Consider the following 20547-nt stretch of genomic DNA (forward strand, 5'->3'; position numbering starts at 1 on the left):
GATGCCCAGTGGGCGGGCGACCGCGTCGAACGGCGCCATGTCGTGATCGTCGGCGGTGCCCTGCTCCTCGGCGCGACGATCGCCGTCCTCGGCGGCTGCCTGCTGCTCGTCCTGGCCGTGGTCACGGTGCGCTCCAGGCGTCGCAGCCGCAACCAGCGCGACCAGATGCTCCTGTCCCCTCTGCGCGTGCCGCTCATCACCGTGGCGTCTGGTGAGGACGACGACGGGTCCGCGGCCGAGCAGCTCACGTGGGCCACAGGTGTCACGCGCACGGTGCTCGACAGCAACATCGTCGAGCTCCTGACCAAGATCCGCGGCGGCCCCGGCGACCAGCTCATCCGGGTGCTCGAGGTGCACGGCGCCGTCGACGCGGCCGTCTCCGACCTGACCCACCGGTCGTCGGTCCGACGAGCCCGGGCCGCGCAGCTGCTGGGCCTCGCGCGCGCCGACCACACCGTCCCGCTGCTGGTCGAGGCCCTGAGCGACGAGTCGGTCGAGGTGCGCAACAGCGCCGCCTACGCGCTGGGCCTCATCGGCGACCCGAGCGCGGCCGGCGCCGTGCTGGCGGCGATCGGCGCCCCCGACCGTGGTCTGCCCGCGGCCACGGCGGCCGAGGCGCTCCAGTCGATGGGCGTCAGCATCTCCGAGGTCCTGCGCGAGGGCATGCGTGACGACAACGCCCGCACCCGCATGGTCGCGGCCCACCTCAGCGGCGAGCGGAGCTTCACCCGCGGGCTGCCCGAGCTGCGGCACCTGCTCGACCACGACACCGACCTCACCGTCCGCGAGACCGCCGCGACGGCGATCGGCCGGCTGGGGCGCGACGAGGACGCCGCCGTGCTGTCCCGTCACACGGTGCCCACCGAACCCCTCTCGCTCCGCCGTGCGTGTGTCCACGCGCTCGGCGAGCTGGGCGACGACACCGCCGTCCCCACCCTCGCCGCCCTGCTCGACGACCCCGACCCGCGTCTCGCCGAGCTCGCCGCGAGCGCCCTGCTCGTGCTCGGACCCGGCGGCGGTGCAGCACTCGCCGGCCACGAGGACGACCCCGCGGTGCGCACCGCCCGGCTCATGGCCAGTCTGCAGAAGGCGAACGCATGAGCTGGGACGGTTTCACCGAGGGGCTGCGGTCCTTCGTCGTGTGGGTCATGGACGTCTCGAGCGTCCCCATCATCATCTACTTCGTGCTCATCAACTCCTCGTTGCTGCTGCTGATCGGGCTCGCCTACCTCGAGTTCCGAGCCCAGCAGCGGCGGCGTGCCACGGCCCTCACGTGGCAGGGCGCCGGGATGGCCCCGGGCGTCTCGCTGCTCGTGCCGGCCTACAACGAGGAGGCCGGCATCGTCACGGCGGTCAAGTCGTTCCTCACCCTGCGCTACCCGCGCCACGAGGTCGTCGTCGTCGACGACGGCAGCAGCGACCAGACGTTCGCGCGCCTCGAGGAGGCGTTCGACCTCGTCCAGGTGCCTCGTGAGCTGCCCGCCGAGGTGCCCATCCGGGCCAGGGTGCTCGGCATCTGGGTGCCTCGCGACGGACGCACGCGCCTCGTCGTGGTCCGCAAGGAGAACTCCGGTCGGTCCGAGGCCATCAACGTCGCCATCAACGCCGCGAGCGAGCCGCTCGTCGCGATGATCGACGGCGACTCGATCCTCGAGCCCGACGGCCTGCTCCACGTGACGCGGCCGTTCGCCGACGACCCGACCCGCATGGTCGCGACCGGTGGCGCCATCCGTCCCGTCAACGGCAGCCGCGTCGTCTCGGGCCGCATCGTGCGCGTCGAGATGCCCCAGACCTGGATCCCGCGGATCCAGCTCGTCGAGTACCTCCGGGCCTTCCTCCTGGGCCGCACCGGCTGGTCACGCCTCGGCGGCCTCATCCTCATCAGCGGCGCCTTCGGGCTCTTCCGCCGCGACGTCGTCGTCGAGGTCGGCGGCCTCGACCCGGGCAGCATCGGCGAGGACTTCGAGCTCGTCATGCGCATCCACAAGCGCATGCGCGACGAGGGCCGCGACTACAAGGTGGAGTTCGTGCCCGAGCCGGTCTCCTGGACCGAGGTCCCGGTCACGGCCAAGGTGCTGCGCAACCAGCGCCGTCGCTGGCACCGCGGCCTCTGGGAGACCCTCTGGGCCTACCGCAGCATGCTGTTCCGGCCGAAGTACGGCCGCATCGGATCCGTGGCCCTGCCGTACTACTGGCTCTTCGAGCTCATCGCCCCGCTCCTCGAGCTCTTCGGCATCCTCATCGTGCCCCTGGCGCTGCTGCTGGGTGTCGTCAACGTGCCGTTCGCGATCCTCTTCCTCGTCCTCGCCTACGGGTATGCCGTGCTCGTCACCCTGGCGGCGATGGTCGTCGACGAGTGGGCCTTCCACAAGCACGACCGCTGGCGCGCGATCTGGCAGACGGTCGCCGCCTCGGTGCTCGAGAACATCGGCTACCGGCAGCTCACGGTGTGGTGGCGTCTCGAGGGCTGGTGGTCGAGCCTGCGCGGCAAGAAGCACGTCTGGGGCGTCATGACCCGCACCGGCTTCGACGAGGAAGCCGCGTGAGCGGCGGCCTACCGGCCGTCTCGAGGCGTTCGGTGGGCAGCCAGATCCGGGTGCTCATCGGGATCCTGGTCATCCTCGTCCCGCTGAGCGCCGTCGTCTCGGTCGCCACGATCCACTCGCAGAGCGCCGCCGTGCGCGCGCTCACCCTGGCACTCGGACCCGCGTCCGAGGCCAACAGCTCCGTGGTCCTCGACATGACGCGCGCCGAGGGGGCCTGGCGCCAGGCCGTCGTCGAGGCACCCGCCCCCGTCGACCCGCTGTCGCTGCAGGCGCGCATCGACGACGAGCTCGACCGCGTCGAGCGGGGCACCCAGAGCACCGAGCTCGCAGCCGCCGACCGGGCCCGCTACGCCACGCTCCTCGGGGCCGAGCGGGCGACCGTCGACGAGTGGTTCGCAGCCGCGAAGGCCTCTCTCGCCGGGGCGCCGAGCAGCGCGTCGGGCTCGCCGGCGGTCGACCCCGCTGCTCGCACCCGCGCCGAGACGGCATACGCCCGGTTCGGCCAGGCCAGCGCCAGCCTCGGCGACACCATCCGCGCCCACCGCAACGCCGCCCGCGTCGACTCCCGCGAGGCCACGGGCATCACGTCGGGCGTCATCATCGCCGCGGCGGCCCTCGTGCTCATCGTGCTGGTCGCGGCCGGCTTCGGCATGGACCGCGCAGTCGGCCGCCCCCTGGCCAGGCTGCGCGAGGTCGTGCGCCGCCAGGCCGAGGAGGACGTCATCGCCATGGCCAACCAGGAGGAGGGGGCGCTCGAGGTGCGCATGCTGGCGCGCGACTTCAACGACCTCACGCGCGCCAACGCGCGCCTCGTCGACCAGCAGGCGGCCGTGCTCGAGATGCAGGAGCTCGTCCTCGACGTCGGCCGGGGCGCCCGCGGGGCGGCCGACGTGCGCGAGGCGCTCCAGCGCGTCACCTCGAAGCTCGGCGCGGGGCTGGGGGCCGACCGCGTGCTGCTCTACACGCTCGCCGACGACGGGCAGTCCATCGAGGACCGCCTCCAGTGGCACACGGACGACCTGCCCGACCTCCCGCCGCTGCCGCGCTCGCTCGCGCAGCAGGTGGGGGCCGTCAACGACGAGCTGCGACGCGACGCCGGCTTCTTCGACCTCGGTGACCTGCTCGCCCACGGGGCGTACGCCGACGAGCGGGTCCGCGCCTTCCACCGGGCCACAGGTGCGCTCTCGCTCCTCATGCTGCCCGTCGGCACGGGCGGGCGCGGCCTCGGCATCATGGCCGTGCTCATGGTGAACGCCCCGAGGCGCTGGCACCGGCACGAGATCCAGGCCGCGCAGCAGTGCGCCGCCATCGCCGCCCAGTCCATCGTGTCGCTGCGCCTCTCGCAGATGCAGGACGAGCAGGTGCAGCGGCTCACCGAGCTCGACCGCCAGAAGACCGACTTCATGGCGACCGTGAGCCACGAGCTGCGCACGCCCCTCACCTCGATCAGCGGCTACCTCGAGCTGCTCGTCGACGGCGACTTCGGCGAGGTCTCCGACGGCCAGCACGTCGCCCTCGACATCATCGGTCGCAACGCGACCCGCCTGCGGGGTCTCATCGAGGACCTCCTCGTGCTCAACAAGATCGAGATCAGCGGGCTGCAGGCGATCGCCGAGGAGGTCGCCGTGCGCGATCTGCTGCGCACCGTCACCGAGACGATGGAGCCGGTCGCGGCGGCCTCCGGCGTGCGGCTGATCTGCCCCGTGGTGCCCGACGACCTCGTCGTCAAGGTCGACCGGGGCCAGGTCGAGCGCGCCCTCATCAACCTCGGCTCCAACGCGGTGAAGTTCACTCCCGAGGGCGGTGAGGTGGTGCTCACCGCCGAGCGCTCCGGCGGCTCGACCATCATCTCGGTGCACGACACCGGCATCGGCATCCCGGCGGCCGACCTCGCCCGCCTGTCCGAGCGGTTCTTCCGCGCGGGCAACGCGACCGCGGCCGCCATCCCCGGCACCGGCCTCGGCCTCGCGATCGTGCGGGCCATCGTCGAGGGCCACGGTGGCGAGCTCGTCATCGCGTCCGTCGAGGGCGAGGGCTCGACGATGCAGGTCGTGCTCCCGGTGGCCCAGCCGGCAGGGGTCATGGCCTAGCACCCGACGGGAATGCCCGCCTCCCCAGGCGCGTTTGGGAGGAGGTGCGCCTTTCTGGCACACTCTTCCTTTGGACCGGTTCACGGCCGAGCGACCCACCACGGTGGCGAGCGACGACACCGACCCGGCCGACTACCTCGAGGAGACGACGTTGAAGAAGGACCTTCACCCCGACTACGTGGAGACCACGGTCACCTGCACCTGTGGCAACACGTTCACCACCCGCAGCACCGAGAAGTCCGGCAAGATCTCTGCCGACGTGTGCTCGCAGTGCCACCCGTTCTACACGGGGAAGCAGAAGATCCTCGACACCGGTGGCCGCGTGGCCCGGTTCGAGGCCCGTTACGGCAAGAAGGCCGCCAAGTAGGTCTCCCGCACGCCGGCTCCCACGACTTCGGTCGTCGGGGGCCGGCGTTCGTTTTCCCCTCCTCCCCGACCTGACGTCCCCTGACGCCGGCTCCGACCGAAGGACCCCACAGTGCTGGACTCCGTGCAGTCGATCCTCGACGAGTACGCCGAGCTCGAGTCCCGGCTCGCCGACCCGGCCGTCCACAGCGACCAGGACCTCGTGCGCACCTTCAACAAGAGGTATGCCGCCCTGGCCCCAACCGTCGCTGCGGCTCGTGAGTGGACCGCGGCCGGCGACGACCTCGCGGCAGCGCGTGAGCTCGGCGCCGAGGACGCGTCGTTCGCGGCTGAGGTGCCGGCGCTCGAGGCCCGCCTCGCCGACGCCGAAGAGCACCTGCGGCGGATGCTCGTGCCCCGCGACCCCGACGACGACCGCGACGTCATCCTCGAGGTCAAGGCGGGGGAGGGCGGTGACGAGTCGGCCCTCTTCGCCGGCGACCTGCTGCGGATGTACCTGCGCTACGCCGAGCAGCGGGGCTGGAAGACGGCCATCGAGGACGCCACCGAGAGCGACCTCGGCGGCTACAAGGACGTGCGCGTCTCGGTCAGGGCCAAGGGCACGCCCGGTCTCGGCGAGGCCCCCTGGGCGCGCCTCAAGTACGAGGGCGGCGTCCACCGCGTACAGCGCGTGCCCGTCACCGAGAGCCAGGGCCGCATCCACACCTCCGCGGCCGGCGTGCTCGTCATGCCCGAGGCCGAGGAGGTCGAGGTGACGATCGACCCCAACGACCTGCGCATCGACGTCTACCGGTCGAGCGGCCCGGGTGGGCAGAGCGTCAACACGACCGACTCGGCCGTGCGCATCACGCACGTGCCCACCGGCCTCGTCGTCTCGTGCCAGAACGAGAAGTCGCAGCTGCAGAACAAGGAGGCCGCGATGCGCGTGCTCCGGGCCCGCCTGCACCAGATCGCCCAGGACGAAGCCGACGCCGAGGCGTCCGCGGCCCGCCGCTCGCAGGTGCGCACCGTCGACCGCTCCGAGCGCATCCGCACCTACAACTTCCCCGAGAACCGCATCTCCGACCACCGCACCGGCTACAAGTCCTACAACCTCGACGCCGTGCTCGACGGCGACCTCGACCCGGTGGTGCAGTCCGCCCTCGACGCCGACGAGGCGGCCAAGCTCGCAGCCCTCGCCGAGGGCACGGGGTCGTCGGCGTGACCGACCTGCGCGACGGCATACGCGCCGCCGCAGGGCAGCTGCGCGCCGCAGGCGTCGCCTCGGCCGACGTCGACGCGGTCGAGCTCGCGGCCCACGTGCTGGGCACCGACGGGTCCGAGGTGCGTCGCCTCATGGTGCTCGGTGGCCGGTCGTTGCCGCCGACGTATGCCGGCCTCGTCGACGAGCGCGCCGGCCGGGTCCCGCTGCAGCACCTCACGGGCCGGGCACACTTCAGGCGGCTCACCCTGGCGGTCGGCCCCGGCGTCTTCGTGCCCCGACCCGAGACCGAGGTGCTCGTCGACCTCGCGCTGGCCGAGCTCTCGCGGCTCGCGGACGGCGGTGACGGCGCGCGCGTCGTCGACCTCTGCTCGGGCTCCGGCGCGATCGCGCTCGCCCTCAAGGACGAGTGCCCCGGGGCCGAGGTGCGCGGCCTCGAGCTGTCACCCGACGCGTACGCCTGGGCCGTGGCGAACCGCGACCGCCTCGGTCTCGACGTCGGCCTCGCCAACGGCGACGCCACGGCCCCGTGCTTCCCCGAGTGGGCCGGCACGGTCGACGTGGTCACGGTCAACCCGCCGTACATCCCGGTCGGGGCGGTCCCGCTCGACCCGGAGGTGCGCGACCACGACCCCGAGATGGCGCTCTACGGCGGCAGTGAGGACGGGCTGGCGATCCCGCTCGCGGTCGTGCGCGTCGCGGCCGGGCTGCTGCGTCCCGGCGGCCTCGTGCTCATCGAGCACGCCGACTCCCAGGGCGAGAGCCTGCCGCGCCGGATCGCCTCGACCGGTCTGTGGGTCGACGAGGCCGACCACGCCGACCTGTCGGGGCGCCCGCGGGTCACGACGGCGCGTCGGGCCGGCTGAGCGGGGCCGTCGATCAGCCGTGCAGCTCCCGGTAGCGCCGTGCGGCGCCGGGGTGCAGCGCGATCGGGAAGGTGTCGACGAGCGTCTGCTGGGTGAGGTACTGGATGCCGGTCGACGGCGGTGGCACGAGGTCGCGGGCCCGGGCGAGCACGAGGTCGACGAGGCGAGCGGCCGTGTCGTCGGGCAGGTCGGGCCGCGCCAGGAGGAGGTTCGCGACGCCGACCGTCGTCACGTCCTCGGCCATGGCGTACGTGGCCGCGGGCACGGTCGTGCGCACGAACACCTCCCGCTGCGCCGCCGTCAGCCTCCCGAAGGCGTCGGAGAGGTCGAGCAGCCGCACGGGAAGGTCGGCGGCGACGGCGGTCAGGGCGGGGATCGGGATGCCGCTGCTGAAGACGAGCGCGCTGAGCGCGCCACTGCGCAGACGCGCGACCGCCTCCGCCAGGACGAGCTCGGTGACGCGCACCGGACGCGAGCTCGCGTCGAGCAGCCCGAGCGCGCCGAAGACGCGCCGGGTCGTCGCCGCCGTGCCCGACGCCGGTGCCCCGATCGAGACCGGCCGGTCACGCAGCTGCTCGACCGAGGTCACGGGGCTGTCCGCCGGGACGACGACCTGCAGGTAGTTCTGGTAGACCCGCCCGATGGCCGCCGGCGCCCACGAGCTCTCACGCGCGGAGTCGGCGAGGCACATGGCCAGGGCCGCGGATCCGCTCCGCAGCCGGTCGAGGTTGTCGACGCTGCCCGCGGTGACGAGGGCGGTCGACGACTCGGCGAGACCCTCGGCGACGGCGGCTCCGCCGAGCAGCCGTCCGAACTGGATGTAGGTGCCTCCCGGCTCACCGCACGCGATGTCGAGGCGTCCCGGCTGCGAGGAGGAGGTGCAGCCGGCGACCGGGAGCACGGCCGCGCCGACGCCGCCGAGAACCGCCTGCACGACGGTGCGACGGGAGGGGCGAGACCGCGGTGACGTCGGGCGCGTGCTCACGTCGACTCCGCCACCGGCAGCGCGAGCCGAACCCGCAGGCCGGTGGGCTCGTTCGCGGCGAGCTCGACGGCACCGCCGTTGGCCCGGGCGAGCTGCGCGACGATGGCGAGTCCGAGGCCCGTGCCGTCCGTGTCGCGGTGGGTGGGGGAGCGCCAGAAGCGGTCGAGCGCGAGGGCGAGCTCGTCCGCGGGCAGGCCCGCGCCCGTGTCGCTGACCTCGACGACCGCCGTGCCGTCCTCGATCCGAAGGTGCAGCACCACCTCGGCGTCGCGGCCGGCGTACCGCAGGGCGTTCTCGACGAGCTCGTCGACGAGGTCGTGGGCGTCCATGGCCGAGCACCGCAGTCCGAGGTGGTCCAGGCCGCTGCGACGCAGCGTGACCCCTCGCTCGGTGGCCTGAGCCACCCACCGCGCGACGACCTCGTCGGCGAAGAGGTCGCAGGTCAGCTCGAGGGGACGCTCGTCGGGGTCGAGCAGCCCACGCACCGAGCCGGCGCCGGTGCGGTGCTCCGCCTCCGCCAGGTCGAGCATGGTGTCGACCATCCGCTCGAGACGGTCGAGGTCACCGTCGACCTGCGCGAGCGACGCGCCGCGGGTGGTGTCGACCTCGTCGTGCGCGAGGGCGTCGACGCGCAGCCGCAGGGCCGCGAGCGGGTTGCGCAGCCGGTGCGAGAAGTCCTCGACGAGGCGGCCGCGCTCCCGGATGGTGCCGGTGACCGAGGCGGCCATCCGGTCGAAGGACTCCGCGAGCCGCCGCAGCTCGGGCGGGCCGGTGCGACCGAGGCTGTCGGGCAGGCGCCCCTCGGCGAGGGCCTGCGAGGCGAGGTCGAGCTCGCGCACCGGGCGCAGCACCCAGCGGCCCAGCCACAGTCCGAGGACCGTCAGCACGACGAGACCGGCGACGGCTGCGGCGAGCGCCAGCGCCCACCGCGCCCGCACGTCGCCGATGGCCGCGGTGGCGTCGACACGGGTGACCACCGCCCCGCCGGTCAGGTCGCCGGTGCCGACGACGGGCTGGGCCATGAGGTGGTCGGCCCGGCTCCAGGGGAAGACGACCGGCAGGGTGTCGATCGGCTGGTTGCGGCGCGCCGCGGTGGCCGCCCCCGCCACTCCCGGATCGTCGAGCGTGAGCTCAGGCGTCTGGAAGATCGCGGTGCCGGAGGGGTCGATGACGAGCACCGGCTCGCCGTAGAGCTCGAGGTAGGTCTCTCCGTGCTGCCGGAGGGCGGTGGTGTCACCGGTGTCGATGCTCGAGCGTGCCAGGCTGGCGAAGCGGGCGAGGGACGTGGACCTCTTGAGCACGAGCTCCTGCGTGCGCTCGCGCGAGATCGCCTGCAGCGCGGGCACGGCGATGGCGACGACGACGAGCAGCACGCACGCCAGGATCGGGGCCAGCACCCGGGTCCGCACGGTCAGGCCTCGAGGCGGTAGCCGAAGCCGCGGATCGTCGTGATCAGCTCCGGCACCGGGAGCTTGGCGCGGACCTGGGTCAGGTGCACGTCGAACGACCGCGAGGCGGCCGCGAACGCGTCGCCCCAGACCTCGTCGAGGATCTGCTGGCGGCTCACGGCGGTGCCGACACGCCTCGCCAGAACAGCGAGGAGAGCGAACTCCTTGGCCGTCAGGGAGATCGGCGTGTCGTCCGCGCCGATCACGGTCCGTGCCGCGAGGTCGATCAGGAGCCCATGCGTGGCCACGACATCATCGGGAGGGCTGGCCGTGGGCTGTCGCCGGGTCACCGCGTCGATGCGAGCGAGCAGCTCTCGCAGACGAATCGGCTTGACGAGGTAGTCGTCGGCGCCGAGGTGCAGGGCTCGCACCGTCGACCGCTCGTCGGATCGGGCCGTCACGACGAGCACCGGGGCGCGGCTGACCTGGCGCAGCTTGCGCAGCACCTCGAAGCCGTCTCCGTCGCGCAGACCCAGGTCCAGCAGCACGACCTCGCGGTCGTGGTGGCGCAGCAGGGCGTCGACTCCCGAGTCGACGCGGTCGACGTCGTGGCCGGTCGCCCGCAGGGCGTCGGCGAGGGCGGAGGCGACGGAGTCGTCGTCCTCGACGATGAGGACACGCATCCGGCGATGCTAGCCCGCTGAATCCTCAAGAGGGTGTTAAGAATCGGTCCGCGGACCTCTCGAGGGCCACCATCGGTGGCAGCCTCCCGGGCATGTCCCTCAACGAAGCGGTGACAGCAGGCCCCGATCGCGTCCGGGCGAGCAAGCAGGATCCGGAGGCCTCGGCGGTCGACGTCGACGACCTCATCGCCGAGTACGACGAGGAGCGTCCGCAGCGACGGCTGGGGGAGCGGCTCGACTCGCTCGTGACGCTCTACTGCTTCGCCATCTCGGTGTTCGTGCTGCTGCAGGTGTTCGTGCCGCTGCGGCAGGGCAACCAGTTCTTCCTCATGCTCTTCCTCGGCCTCGTCCTGCCGCTGGTGTTCGTCACCTACCGCAGCCGCAAGCGTGCACCGGGCGACCGCGGCCCCAGCGACGATCCTCGCGTCCACGACTGGCTGCTGGCCCTCGTCACCCTGGCCGTCTGCCTCTACCCGGTGCTCCCCGTCACCCTCGGCGACAGCGCGGGAGGCTTCAACGCGTTCCTCGACCGTCAGGGCCAGCTGACCGCGACCGACGTCGCCATGGGCACGTTGTTGACGCTGCTCGTCCTCGAGGGGTGCCGCCGCACGACGGGGCTCGTGCTGCCGATCGTCTGCGTCGCCTTCTTCGCGTACGCGTACTACGGCGGGTTCCTGCCGGTCGGCTGGCCGATCTCGCACGCCGGGGTCGACTTCGACCAGATCGTCAACGGCTTCTACAACGACCAGTCCGGGTTCTACGGGGTGCCGCTCGACGTCTGCGCCTCCTACATCGTGCTGTTCACGATCTACGGGGCCGTGCTCGACGCGACGGGCGCCGGGCGGTTCTTCATCGACTTCAGCTTCTCGGTCTTCGGCCGCTCGCGCACCGCTCCGGGCCGCACGGTCACGCTGAGCGGCTTCCTGCTCGGCACGGTGTCCGGGTCGGGCACGGCCACCGCCGTCAGCCTCGGCGCGGTCTCGTGGCCGATCCTCAGGAAGGCCGGCTACCCCCGCGAGAACGCGGGCGGCATGCTGGCGGCGGCCGGCATCGGCGCGATCCTGTCGCCGCCGACGCTGGGTGCCGCGGCGTTCATCATCGCCGAGTACCTGCAGACGAGCTACCTGCAGGTGCTGCTCTGGGCCAGCGTGCCGACGCTGCTCTACTACCTCGGCATCGTGCTCGCCGTCGAGATCGACGCCCGCCGCTTCGGGGTGGACGCCGTGGAGGTGCCGCGGCGCAACCCGTGGCGGCTGCTGCTCCGCTACGGCTACCACCTGCTCTCGCTCGGCGTCATCGTCGTCTTCCTCGCGCTCGGGGTGCCCCCGTTCAAGGCCGTCATCTACTCGACCGCGCTGGCCGCGGCCGTCGGCCTCGTCGAGCGGTTCGTCTCCCGCCGGGACCCGCTCGACCCGGACTCGAGGGTGCAGTCGCGCGGTCGGGCCGTGCTCACGTATGCCGTGCAGCTCTACCGGGCGCTCGCGGCCGGGGTGCGCTCGGTACTCCCCGTCGCCGCCGTGTGCGCGGCGGCCGGCATCATCACGTCGGTCATCGTCAAGACCGGGCTCGGCCAGAACCTCGCCAACCTGCTTGTCGCTGCCGCCAACGCGGTGACCGACAACCCCGCCCTCGTCATCGTCATCACGGCGGTGCTCTCGGCGCTGGCGATCATCCTGCTCGGGCTGGCCGTCCCGGTCACGGCGAGCTTCATCATCAGCTGGGTCGTCATCGGTCCGGCCCTGCAGACGCTCGGCGTGAGCGGGCCGGAGACGGCGATGTTCATCTTCTACTACGCCGTGCTGTCGGAGGTCTCGCCGCCGACGGCCCTGGCCGCCGTCGCGTCGGCGGCCATCACGGGCGGCGACACCATCAAGACCATGTGGCAGGCGGCGAAGTACACGCTGCCCGCGTTCCTCGCGCCGCTCGCGTTCGTCATGACCGACAACGGCTCGCACCTGCTGCTGCAGGGCCCGGTGGTCGACATCGTCTGGACGACCGCCGTCTCGATGCTCGCGGTCGCCGCCCTGGCCGCCGTCACCGGAGGCTGGCTGCTGCGCCCCGCGAACGGGGTCGAGCGCCTGCTCTGCGTGCCGGCAGCCGGCCTGCTCCTCTTCCTGCAGCCCGTCACCATCCTCATCGGCGCCGCCTGCCTCGCGGCCGCGGTGCTGCTCAACCTGTCGCGCTCCCGGCGCGACGGACCCCCGACCCCACTCTCGCCGAACTCCGCACCCCAGCCAGCGAAGGAGCTGTCATGACCCACACCCGCACCACGCCCGCCCGGACCCGTCGCCGAGCCGTCCCGCTCGTCGCCGCAGCTGCCGTCGCGGCGCTCGCCCTCGGTGCGTGCGGCGGCAAGCAACCACAGGGCAGCGCCGCGGGCGGCGCCACCGGTGCCGGCGGCTGCGAGGCGTCGGCGGGCCAGGTCACGATCGCCACGGGCAACAGCACCGGCGTCTACTACGTGCTCGGTGGCGGCATCGCGAGCCTCATGTCGGCGAAGACGAAGCTCAAGGCGACGGCCGCCGAGACCGGTGCGTCGGTGCAGAACATCCAGCAGCTCGCCGCGGGGCAGTACGACATCGCCTTCTCGCTCGCCGACACGGCAGCCGACGCGGTCGCCGGCAAGGGTGCCTTCAAGCAGCCCCAGAAGGTGCAGGCCCTCGGCCGCATCCACTCGAACTACACGCAGGTCGTCGTTCGCAAGGCCTCCGGCATCAAGACCGTCGCGGACATGAAGGGCAAGCGGATCTCGACGGGCTCACCGAAGTCGGGCACCGAGGTCATCGCGACACGGTTGCTCAAGACGGCCGGCCTCGACATCAACTCGGACGTCGCGGCGCAGCGCCTCGAGCTCGGCAAGACCGTCGACGCGATGAAGGACGGCTCGATCGACGGCTTCGTCTGGTCCGGCGGCCTGCCGACGCCCGCCCTCACCGACCTGTTCACCTCGCAGAAGGACACCGTCGAGCTGCTCGACATCACCGCCAACCTTCCCAAGATGAAGGAGGTCAACCCGGTGTACGCCGAAGGCACTGTCCCGGCCGCCACCTACGGCCTGCCCGGCGACGTCAAGACCATCGTCGTGCCCAACGTGCTGCTCGTGCGTGACGACTTCGCCGCCGCGAACGCGTGCGCCCTGACGAAGCTGATCTGGGGGAGCAGCGCCGAGCTGGCCAAGGTGCACCCCGCCGCCAAGGAGCTGACGGCCGAGACCGGCCCGCAGACCGACCCGATCCCGCTCGCCCCCGGCAGCAAGCAGGCCTTCGACGCCCTGTGAGCCCCGCCCGCACCGTACGCCGCCCGTCCCGCGCAGGGAGCGCGAGCGGCGTACGGCGGGCCGGGCCGGGCCGGGCGAGCTGCGACAAGTAGGCTCGCCACCGTGAGCGAGCGCTACGACTGCACCGATCCCGAGCAGCGCGCCGAGGGCATCCCGGCCGCCGGGGCCGCCGTCCGACGCGGTGAGATCGTCGTCCTGCCGACCGACACCGTCTACGGCATCGGGTGTGACGCCTTCGACGCCGACGCCGTCGCGTCGGTGCTCGCCGCCAAGGGCCGCGGCCGCGACATGCCGCCGCCGGTGCTCATCCCGACGGCCCGCACCGCCCAGGGGCTCGCCACCCAGGTGCCCGACTACGCCCAGCGCCTCATGGAGCGCTTCTGGCCGGGGCCGCTGACGCTGGTGCTCAAGGCCCAGACGTCGCTGCACTGGGACCTCGGCGACACCAACGGCACCGTCGCGCTGCGCGTGCCCGACAACGAGCTCGCCCTCGAGCTGCTCGGCGACATCGGCCCGATGGCGGTCACGAGCGCCAACACGACCGGCGACCCCGCGGCTCGCACCGTCGACGAGGCGGTGGCGATGCTCGGCGAGTCCGTCGCGGTCTACCTCGACGGCGGCCCGGCCGGCGAGGGACAGCCGTCGACCATCGTCGACTGCACGGGAGAGACGCCCGTGACCCTGCGCCACGGCGCCCTCTCGCAGGCCGACATCGACGCCGCGCTGGAGCCGGAGGCCGAACCCGACCGGGCCGAAGGGGCCGAAGGGGCCGACGGGGCGGATGGGGCAGACGGCGCCGACGGGCCCGACGACGCCGGGCTCGACTACGAGCCCGAGACCAACCCCTACGGCTCCGGAGCCGCGCCCGAGGCGGTGTCCTCCGACGAGCCCACCGGCTTCTCGTCGGCGGTCGTCGTCGAGGGCGAGCTGCCGCCGCCCGAGAGCCCCTCGGGCGAGCGTCCCCCGACGGCATAGAGTTGGCTAGCGCTCACGCCCCACTCCCGACCCACCCGGAGATCCCCCATGGCTGACGACACGTTCTACGGCTCCGACTTCGGCGCCCTCCAGTCCTTCGACCCCGACATCGCGGGGGTGCTCCTGTCCGAGCTCGACCGCATCCGCGGGGGACTGCAGCTCATCGCCAGCGAGAACATCAGCTCGCCGGCCGTGCTGACGGCCCTCGGGTCGACCCTGTCGAACAAGTACGCCGAGGGCTACCCCGGTCGCCGGTACTACGGCGGCTGCTCCGAGGTCGACAAGGCCGAGCAGATCGCCATCGACCGCGCCAAGGAGCTCTTCGGCGCCGACCACGCGAACGTCCAGCCGCACTCGGGCGCCAGCGCCAACCAGGCCGTCTACGGCGCCTTCATGGCCCCGGGCGACACCATCCTCGCGATGGCGCTGCCGATGGGCGGCCACCTCACGCACGGCACCAAGGTGTCCTTCTCCGGCAAGTGGTTCAACGCCGTCCACTACGGCGTCGACAAGCAGTCCGAGGACATCGACTACGACCAGGTCGAGGCGCTCGCCAAGGAGCACCGACCCAAGGTGATCTGCGCCGGCGGCTCGGCGATCCCGCGGCTCATCGACTTCGAGCGCTTCCGCGCCATCGCCGACGAGGTCGGCGCGATCCTCTGGGTCGACGCCGCCCACTTCATCGGTCTCGTCGCCGGCAAGGCGATCCCGTCGCCGGTGCCCTACGCCGACGTCGTCACCTTCACCACGCACAAGGTGCTGCGCGGCCCGCGTTCCGGCGCGCTCGTCTGCAAGGCCGAGCACCAGGCCGCCCTCGACAAGGCCGTCTTCCCGATGATGCAGGGCGGCCCGCAGATGCACACCATCGCGGCGAAGGCGGTCAACTTCAAGGAGGCCGCGAGCCCCGAGTACGCCCAGTACGCCAAGGACGTCATCGCCAACAGCCAGCAGCTCGCCGAGAGCCTCAAGGAGGTCGGCATCCGCCCGACCACCGGCGGCACCGACACGCACCTCTCGCTGCTCGACCTGCAGGGCGTGGGCGTCACCGGCAAGGAGGCCGAGGAGCGCGCCGACGCGGCGGGCATCGTGCTCAACAAGAACGCGATCCCCTTCGACCCGCAGAAGCCGAACATCGCCTCGGGCATCCGCGTGGGCACCCCGTCGGTGACGACCCAGGGGATGGGCATCGAGGAGATGAAGACCATCGCCTCCCTCATCCACACGGCCGTGACCAAGGGCGACGCCGACCCCGAGCACGCCGTGAGCAAGCAGGTGCGCGCAGAGGTCACCGACCTCGTGACGCGCTTCCCGGCATACCCTCGCTGAGTGGGGTCCGCCCGCACGCGTCGGGGCACGAACGAAGGTCGGTAGGTGCACGAGTACGTCCTCGTCCTCATCGTGGCCGCCGCGGTCACGTACCTCGCCACACCCTTCATCCGCAGCGTCGCGGTGGCGACGGGGGCCTTCACGGCCGTCCGTGAGCGCGACGTCCACAAGACGCCGATCCCCCGACTCGGGGGAGTGGGCATCTACGTGGGCTTCGTCGCGGCGGTCCTCGTCGCCCGCGCGCTGCCGTACCTCGGCGGGCTCTTCTCGACGCGCCAGCTGTGGGGCGTCCTCGTCGCCGGCGGCATCGTCTGCCTCCTCGGGGCCTTCGACGACATCCGTGAGCTCGACTGGCTGACCAAGCTCGCGGGGCAGATGCTCGCCGCCGGGCTGATGGCCTACACGGGTGTGCAGCTGCTCTCGCTGCCGATCTTCGGCACGACGATCCTGCCCACCCCGGTGCTCGTGCTCGTGACCGTCGTAGTCGTCATCGCCTCGACCAACGCGGTCAACTTCATCGACGGCCTCGACGGACTCGCGGCGGGGGTCGTCGGCATCGCGGCCCTGGCCTTCTTCGTCTACAGCTACTCGGTGTCCAAGGCCTTCCAGCCGGCCAACGTCTTCTCCACGGCGACCCTCATCTCCGCGGCCCTGGTCGGGTGCTGCGCCGGCTTCCTGCCGCACAACTTCCACCCGGCCCGGCTCTTCATGGGGGACTCCGGTGCGCTGACGCTCGGGCTGCTCCTGTCGGCCGCGACCATCACCCTGACGGGCAACGTCGACCCCGGCGAGGTCAGCACCAACGAGGTGTCCGCGGCGTTCCTGCCGATCCTCGTGCCGCTCGCGGTGCTGTTGCTGCCGCTGCTCGACATGTTGCTCGCCGTCGTGCGGCGCACCCGCGCCGGCAAGCGGCCCTGGCACCCCGACGCCCTGCACCTGCACCACCGGATGCTGCGCATCGGGCACGGCCACCGCCGGGCCGTGCTCATCCTCTACCTGTGGGCGGCCATCGTGGCGCTCGGCTCCGTCTCCTTCGTGATCTGGGACGGACCGCGTCCGCTCGCGGTCGTGGGTGCGGCGGCCGCGCTGGGGGTCGTGCTCACCGTCTGGCTTCCGCGGTGGAGGCCCTCCGAGCGCTTGTGATAGCATTCACAAGCACCTGAGGGGAGTCTGAGAGAGGCTCTCCGAGGCGCTGAAATCGCTTCACGCGCAGTCGATCCGAGCCTCACCCGGATCAAGCCCAGGTCCCGCCCGCACTACGCCTCACGACGCACCCAGGCAGGTTTTCTTGAGCGCCACACCGGCCCCGAGCGCATCACAGTCCGATGCGTTCGCGCAGCTCCTCCGGGGGTCCTTGCTGCCGACCGCCGCCGCCGGCCTCGTGTGCGTCGTCGTCGGACTCTTCTCGAGCCCCAAGGCCGCCTGGTCGGCCGCGCTGGGCGCCGCACTCGTGATCTTCTTCTTCAGCCTCACGCTGCTCGTCATGAAGCGCACGGCCGACCTCCCGCCCACGACGACGATGATGATCGTGATGGCGACGTACACCTTCAAGGTGGTCGTCCTCGGCGTCATCATGTTCGCGCTGCGCGACGTCACCTGGGCGTCCGGCTACGCCATCGGACTGTCCGTCACGGTCTGCGCCGTCGTCTGGCTGTTCTTCGAGATGCGCGCCTACAAGCGGCTGCGCATCTTCGCCTACGACCCCGACGGCGAGGCCTCGCTCGACCAGCCGCAGAGCCGGGAGCCGCGTGATGAGCCGTGACACGGAAGGTCACCATGACCACCCCCACACCGCCCGACGAGCCCACCAAGTCGTCCGAGCCATCCGAGCCGTCCGAGCCCACGGCGGCCGAGAAGGCCGAGGAGCTGCGTGCGTTCAACAGCCGCGAGCAGGACTCGGCGTGGCGTGCCGTCGCCTACCTGCTGTCAGGACCGCTGGTCTACGGCGGCCTGGGTGCCCTGGCCGACCACTGGCTCGGCACGTCGTGGCTCGTCGGAGCCGGGATCGTGGGTGGGATGGCCCTGTCGCTCTACCTGATCTGGTTCCGATACGGTACCCATTGAGCCCAGCGGCCCCCGTGCTGTCGCACAGCGCGCACCGAGCCAGCACGCCGACCTGGGATCCCGCCGGCAGCACGAAGCCAGGCGTTGATCCAGCACCGCTGACGCAGAGCGTCACCCGAAGTGCCCAGAACCTACGAAGGAGTAACCCGTGAGCATCGTGGCCGCCGCCCCGACGGACTACACCGCCCCCGGTGTCGAGGAGTTCTGGCAGCCCCTCATCGGTGACGGTGCGTGGGCGATCACGCGTCCCATCTTCCTGATGGTCTTCGCGACCGGCCTCATCATCTGGTGGCTGCTCGCCACCACGAAGAAGAAGGCCCTCGTCCCGAGCCGCGGGCAGATGGGCACCGAGGCCGTCTACGGCCTGGTGCGCAACGGCGTCGCCAAGGACCTCATCGGCAGCCACGAGTTCATGAAGTTCGTGCCGCTGCTCTTCTCGATGTTCGTGCTGATCCTCGTCAACAACTTCTTCGGCGTCATCCCGCCGATGAGCTACCCGACGATGAGCCGCATCGGCTTCCCGATCGCCCTGGCCCTCATCGTCTGGGTCGTCTTCCACGTCGTCGGCATGAAGAAGCACGGCTTCCTCGGCTACTGGAAGTCGCTCGTCCCGGCCGGTCTGCCCAAGGGCATGATCATCCCGATCTTCATCCTCGAGCTGATCACCGACCTCTTCACCCGCCCCGTCACCCTGGCACTGCGACTCTTCGGCAACATGTTCGCCGGTCACATCCTCATGGTGCTGTTCATCACCGGCGGCTGGTACATGCTCACCTCGGGCGGCATCCTCATCGCCGCCGGCGGCGTCACGTGGGTCTTCGCCTTCGTCATGACGCTCTTCGAGCTGCTGGTCGAGTTCCTGCAGGCCTACGTCTTCACCCTGCTCGCCGCTCTCTACATCGCCGGCGCGGTCGCCGACGAGCACTGAGCGCCCACCGATTTCACCGACTGCACCACCTGCACGACCCGAGCTTCGCCCAGCCCGGCTGACAACCGCCAGCCGGACAACACAAGAAGGAATGGAACAAACATGACTGGCAACATCGCCATCCTCGGTTACGGCCTCTCCGCCATCGGCCCCGGTATCGGTGTCGGTCTGATCTTCGCCGCCTACATCAACGGCGTCGCCCGTCAGCCCGAGGCCCGCGGCATGCTCCAGCCGATCGCCTTCCTCGGCATGGCCATCACCGAGGCGCTCGCCATCTTCGGTATCGCGCTCGCCTTCGTCTTCAAGGGCTGACGCCCCTTCCCGGGGCATCCCGAGACATCGTTCGATTCTCACGAGGAGCACCTCATGCAAGCAGTGACCGTGACCGCCGAGGGCGGCGAGGGCGGCTTCTGGGCCACCGCGGCACCGATCATCCCGCACCCGCTGGAGTTCTTCTTCGGCCTCGCGTGCTTCGCCATCCTCTACTACGTCGTCAAGACGAAGGTCGTTCCGCGCCTCGAGCAGATCTACGCCGAGCGCACCGCGGCCATCGAGGGCGGCATGAACAAGGCCGAGGAGGCCCAGGCCCAGGCCCAGGCCGCGCTCGAGCAGTACCAGGCACAGCTCGTCGAGGCCCGCTCCGAGGCCGCCCGCATCCGTGAGGACGCGAAGGCCCAGGGTGCGCAGATCATCGCCGAGATGCGCGAGCACGCAGCCTCCGAGGCGGCGCGGATCACCGACACGGCGCACAAGCAGATCGAGGCCGAGCGCCAGCAGGCCGTGGTCTCGCTCCGCAACGACGTCGGCCGCATCTCGACCGACCTCGCGAGCCGCATCGTCGGTGAGTCGCTGCACGACGAGACCCGCCAGAAGGGCATCGTCGAGCGCTTCCTCGCCGAGCTCGAGTCGGGCGAGGTCGTGCGCGAGAAGGTCGGCGGCCCCGCCGGCAGCCAGGGCGGAGACGCCTGATGCAGGGACCCTCACGCGCAGCAGCGGCGACCAGCCGCGACGCCTTCACCGGTGCGCTCGCGGCCGGTGCCGACCGGTCGCGGTTGGCCGAGGAGCTGTTCGCCGTCGTCGACCTGCTCGACGGCAACGCGACCCTGCGTCGCGCGGTCGCCGACCCTTCGCGCGAGGGCTCCGAGAAGGCGCAGCTCGCCGAGCGGCTCCTCTCCGGCAAGGTCAGTGCCGAGGCGCTGGTCGTGCTCAAGGGAGTCGTCAGCCAGCGCTGGAGCTCCGAGCGTGACCTCTCCGACACCCTCGAGGCGTATGCCGTCGAGTCCGTCATCGCCTCGGCCGAGGCAGGCGACCGCGCCGACCGCGTCGAGGACGAGCTGTTCCGCTTCGAGCGCATCGTCGCGGCCGACCCCGCGCTGCGGGCGGCCCTGACCGACTCCCAGGCGCCGGCCGACAAGCGTGCCGACCTCGTGTCCTCGCTGCTTCGCGACAAGGTGGCGCCCGAGACGCTCGTGCTGGCTCGCCAGGCCGTCGTCGCCGCCCGCGGGCGCCGGTTCGACCGGGTCGTCGAGTCCTACCTCGAGACGGCCTCGAGGCGCCGCGAGCAGCAGACGGCCGTCGTCACCTCGGCCGTCCCGCTCACCGACGACGACCGCGCCCGCCTCGCCGCGGGCCTGGCCTCCATCTACGGCGGCACGGTCCACGTCAACACCGTCGTCGACCCCCGGGTCGTGGGCGGGGTCAAGGTCGAGATCGGTGACGAGGTCATCGACGGCACCGTCATCCGCAAGCTCGACGCGGCCCGCCGGGCCATGGGCGCCTGAGCGCCACCACAGCGCCCGACACAGCGCCCACCACAAGCTGTGAACAACCACCGGCCCGTTCCGCGGGTCGA

General features: G+C 71.7%; 20 protein-coding genes. 17 read left to right on the forward strand and 3 right to left on the reverse strand.

Going from position 1 to position 20547, the window contains the following annotated elements; genetic code table 11:
* Positions 1-42 precede the first annotated feature (42 nt).
* From ACYVNR_RS07510 to prmC, 6 genes are all read left to right on the forward strand, one after another.
* Complete coding sequence (locus tag ACYVNR_RS07510) at positions 43-1101, forward strand: HEAT repeat domain-containing protein (RefSeq protein ID WP_461047583.1); 1059 nt, start codon at positions 43-45, stop codon at positions 1099-1101.
* On the forward strand, positions 1098-2546 hold the full coding sequence (locus ACYVNR_RS07515) for a glycosyltransferase family 2 protein (RefSeq protein WP_461047585.1): 1449 nt from the start codon (positions 1098-1100) through the stop codon (positions 2544-2546). The genes ACYVNR_RS07510 and ACYVNR_RS07515 overlap by 4 nt, the downstream gene beginning before the upstream one ends.
* Entirely contained in the window at positions 2543-4636 is a 2094-nt protein-coding gene (locus ACYVNR_RS07520; protein WP_461047587.1) for a HAMP domain-containing sensor histidine kinase, read from the forward strand. The genes ACYVNR_RS07515 and ACYVNR_RS07520 overlap by 4 nt, the downstream gene beginning before the upstream one ends.
* A 151-nt stretch (positions 4637-4787) precedes the next feature.
* On the forward strand, positions 4788-5003 hold the full coding sequence (gene rpmE, locus ACYVNR_RS07525; RefSeq protein ID WP_045188565.1) for a 50S ribosomal protein L31: 216 nt from the start codon (positions 4788-4790) through the stop codon (positions 5001-5003).
* Between the two features lie 111 nt (positions 5004-5114).
* Positions 5115-6206, forward strand: coding sequence for a peptide chain release factor 1 (prfA, locus tag ACYVNR_RS07530; RefSeq protein WP_461047589.1), 1092 nt, complete (start codon positions 5115-5117; stop codon positions 6204-6206).
* On the forward strand, positions 6203-7069 hold the full coding sequence (gene prmC / locus ACYVNR_RS07535) for a peptide chain release factor N(5)-glutamine methyltransferase (protein ID WP_461047591.1): 867 nt from the start codon (positions 6203-6205) through the stop codon (positions 7067-7069). Before prfA ends, prmC begins: the two co-directional genes overlap by 4 nt.
* A 13-nt stretch (positions 7070-7082) precedes the next feature.
* On the opposite strand, the gene ACYVNR_RS07540 is transcribed toward prmC, so the two are convergent.
* From ACYVNR_RS07540 to ACYVNR_RS07550, 3 genes are read right to left on the reverse strand one after another with little or no spacing between them, the layout of a single operon-like run.
* A complete protein-coding gene (locus ACYVNR_RS07540; protein ID WP_461047593.1) occupies positions 7083-8054 on the reverse strand; it encodes a TAXI family TRAP transporter solute-binding subunit in 972 nt (323 codons plus the stop codon).
* Entirely contained in the window at positions 8051-9463 is a 1413-nt protein-coding gene (locus tag ACYVNR_RS07545) for a HAMP domain-containing sensor histidine kinase (RefSeq protein WP_461047595.1), read from the reverse strand. The genes ACYVNR_RS07540 and ACYVNR_RS07545 overlap by 4 nt, the downstream gene beginning before the upstream one ends.
* A gap of 2 nt (positions 9464-9465) precedes the next feature.
* A complete protein-coding gene (locus ACYVNR_RS07550; RefSeq protein WP_461047597.1) occupies positions 9466-10125 on the reverse strand; it encodes a response regulator transcription factor in 660 nt (219 codons plus the stop codon).
* A gap of 92 nt (positions 10126-10217) precedes the next feature.
* Between ACYVNR_RS07550 and ACYVNR_RS07555 the strand changes: the two genes are divergently transcribed.
* From ACYVNR_RS07555 to ACYVNR_RS07605, 11 genes are all read left to right on the forward strand, one after another.
* A complete protein-coding gene (locus ACYVNR_RS07555; protein ID WP_461047599.1) occupies positions 10218-12380 on the forward strand; it encodes a TRAP transporter permease in 2163 nt (720 codons plus the stop codon).
* On the forward strand, positions 12377-13402 hold the full coding sequence (locus ACYVNR_RS07560) for a TAXI family TRAP transporter solute-binding subunit (RefSeq protein WP_461047601.1): 1026 nt from the start codon (positions 12377-12379) through the stop codon (positions 13400-13402). Before ACYVNR_RS07555 ends, ACYVNR_RS07560 begins: the two co-directional genes overlap by 4 nt.
* 102 nt (positions 13403-13504) lie before the next feature.
* Entirely contained in the window at positions 13505-14377 is an 873-nt protein-coding gene (locus ACYVNR_RS07565) for an L-threonylcarbamoyladenylate synthase (RefSeq protein WP_461047603.1), read from the forward strand.
* Between the two features lie 48 nt (positions 14378-14425).
* Positions 14426-15703, forward strand: coding sequence for a serine hydroxymethyltransferase (locus tag ACYVNR_RS07570; RefSeq protein WP_458798380.1), 1278 nt, complete (start codon positions 14426-14428; stop codon positions 15701-15703).
* 45 nt (positions 15704-15748) lie between these two features.
* A complete protein-coding gene (locus ACYVNR_RS07575) occupies positions 15749-16846 on the forward strand; it encodes a glycosyltransferase family 4 protein (RefSeq protein WP_045188408.1) in 1098 nt (365 codons plus the stop codon).
* A gap of 145 nt (positions 16847-16991) precedes the next feature.
* Positions 16992-17465, forward strand: coding sequence for a hypothetical protein (locus tag ACYVNR_RS07580; RefSeq protein ID WP_458798379.1), 474 nt, complete (start codon positions 16992-16994; stop codon positions 17463-17465).
* Between the two features lie 14 nt (positions 17466-17479).
* Entirely contained in the window at positions 17480-17767 is a 288-nt protein-coding gene (locus ACYVNR_RS07585) for a hypothetical protein (protein ID WP_461047606.1), read from the forward strand.
* Positions 17768-17915: 148 nt separating this feature from the next.
* Positions 17916-18695 carry a F0F1 ATP synthase subunit A gene (atpB, locus tag ACYVNR_RS07590; protein WP_045188412.1) on the forward strand — a complete coding sequence of 260 codons (780 nt, stop codon included), beginning with the start codon at positions 17916-17918 and terminating at the stop codon, positions 18693-18695.
* Positions 18696-18797: 102 nt separating this feature from the next.
* On the forward strand, positions 18798-19007 hold the full coding sequence (gene atpE, locus ACYVNR_RS07595) for an ATP synthase F0 subunit C (RefSeq protein ID WP_020142944.1): 210 nt from the start codon (positions 18798-18800) through the stop codon (positions 19005-19007).
* A gap of 54 nt (positions 19008-19061) precedes the next feature.
* Positions 19062-19664, forward strand: coding sequence for a F0F1 ATP synthase subunit B (locus ACYVNR_RS07600; protein ID WP_045188417.1), 603 nt, complete (start codon positions 19062-19064; stop codon positions 19662-19664).
* Entirely contained in the window at positions 19664-20476 is an 813-nt protein-coding gene (locus tag ACYVNR_RS07605; RefSeq protein ID WP_458798377.1) for a F0F1 ATP synthase subunit delta, read from the forward strand. Before ACYVNR_RS07600 ends, ACYVNR_RS07605 begins: the two co-directional genes overlap by 1 nt.
* The last annotated feature ends 71 nt before the right edge of the window (positions 20477-20547 follow it).

The sequence above is a fragment of the Terrabacter koreensis genome (assembly GCF_054783315.1).

Excerpts from the sequence above, each read along its gene's own strand:
- ACYVNR_RS07570 (WP_458798380.1), top strand. The coding sequence starts at position 14,426 with ATGGCTGACGACACGTTCTACGGCTCCGACTTCGGCGCCCTCCAGTCC.
- ACYVNR_RS07585 (WP_461047606.1), top strand. The coding sequence starts at position 17,480 with ATGACCACCCCCACACCGCCCGACGAGCCCACCAAGTCGTCCGAGCCA.
- ACYVNR_RS07555 (WP_461047599.1), top strand. The coding sequence starts at position 10,218 with ATGTCCCTCAACGAAGCGGTGACAGCAGGCCCCGATCGCGTCCGGGCG.
- atpE (WP_020142944.1), top strand. The coding sequence starts at position 18,798 with ATGACTGGCAACATCGCCATCCTCGGTTACGGCCTCTCCGCCATCGGC.
- ACYVNR_RS07550 (WP_461047597.1), bottom strand. The coding sequence starts at position 10,125 with ATGCGTGTCCTCATCGTCGAGGACGACGACTCCGTCGCCTCCGCCCTC.
- ACYVNR_RS07605 (WP_458798377.1), top strand. The coding sequence starts at position 19,664 with ATGCAGGGACCCTCACGCGCAGCAGCGGCGACCAGCCGCGACGCCTTC.
- ACYVNR_RS07515 (WP_461047585.1), top strand. The coding sequence starts at position 1,098 with ATGAGCTGGGACGGTTTCACCGAGGGGCTGCGGTCCTTCGTCGTGTGG.
- ACYVNR_RS07600 (WP_045188417.1), top strand. The coding sequence starts at position 19,062 with ATGCAAGCAGTGACCGTGACCGCCGAGGGCGGCGAGGGCGGCTTCTGG.
- ACYVNR_RS07560 (WP_461047601.1), top strand. The coding sequence starts at position 12,377 with ATGACCCACACCCGCACCACGCCCGCCCGGACCCGTCGCCGAGCCGTC.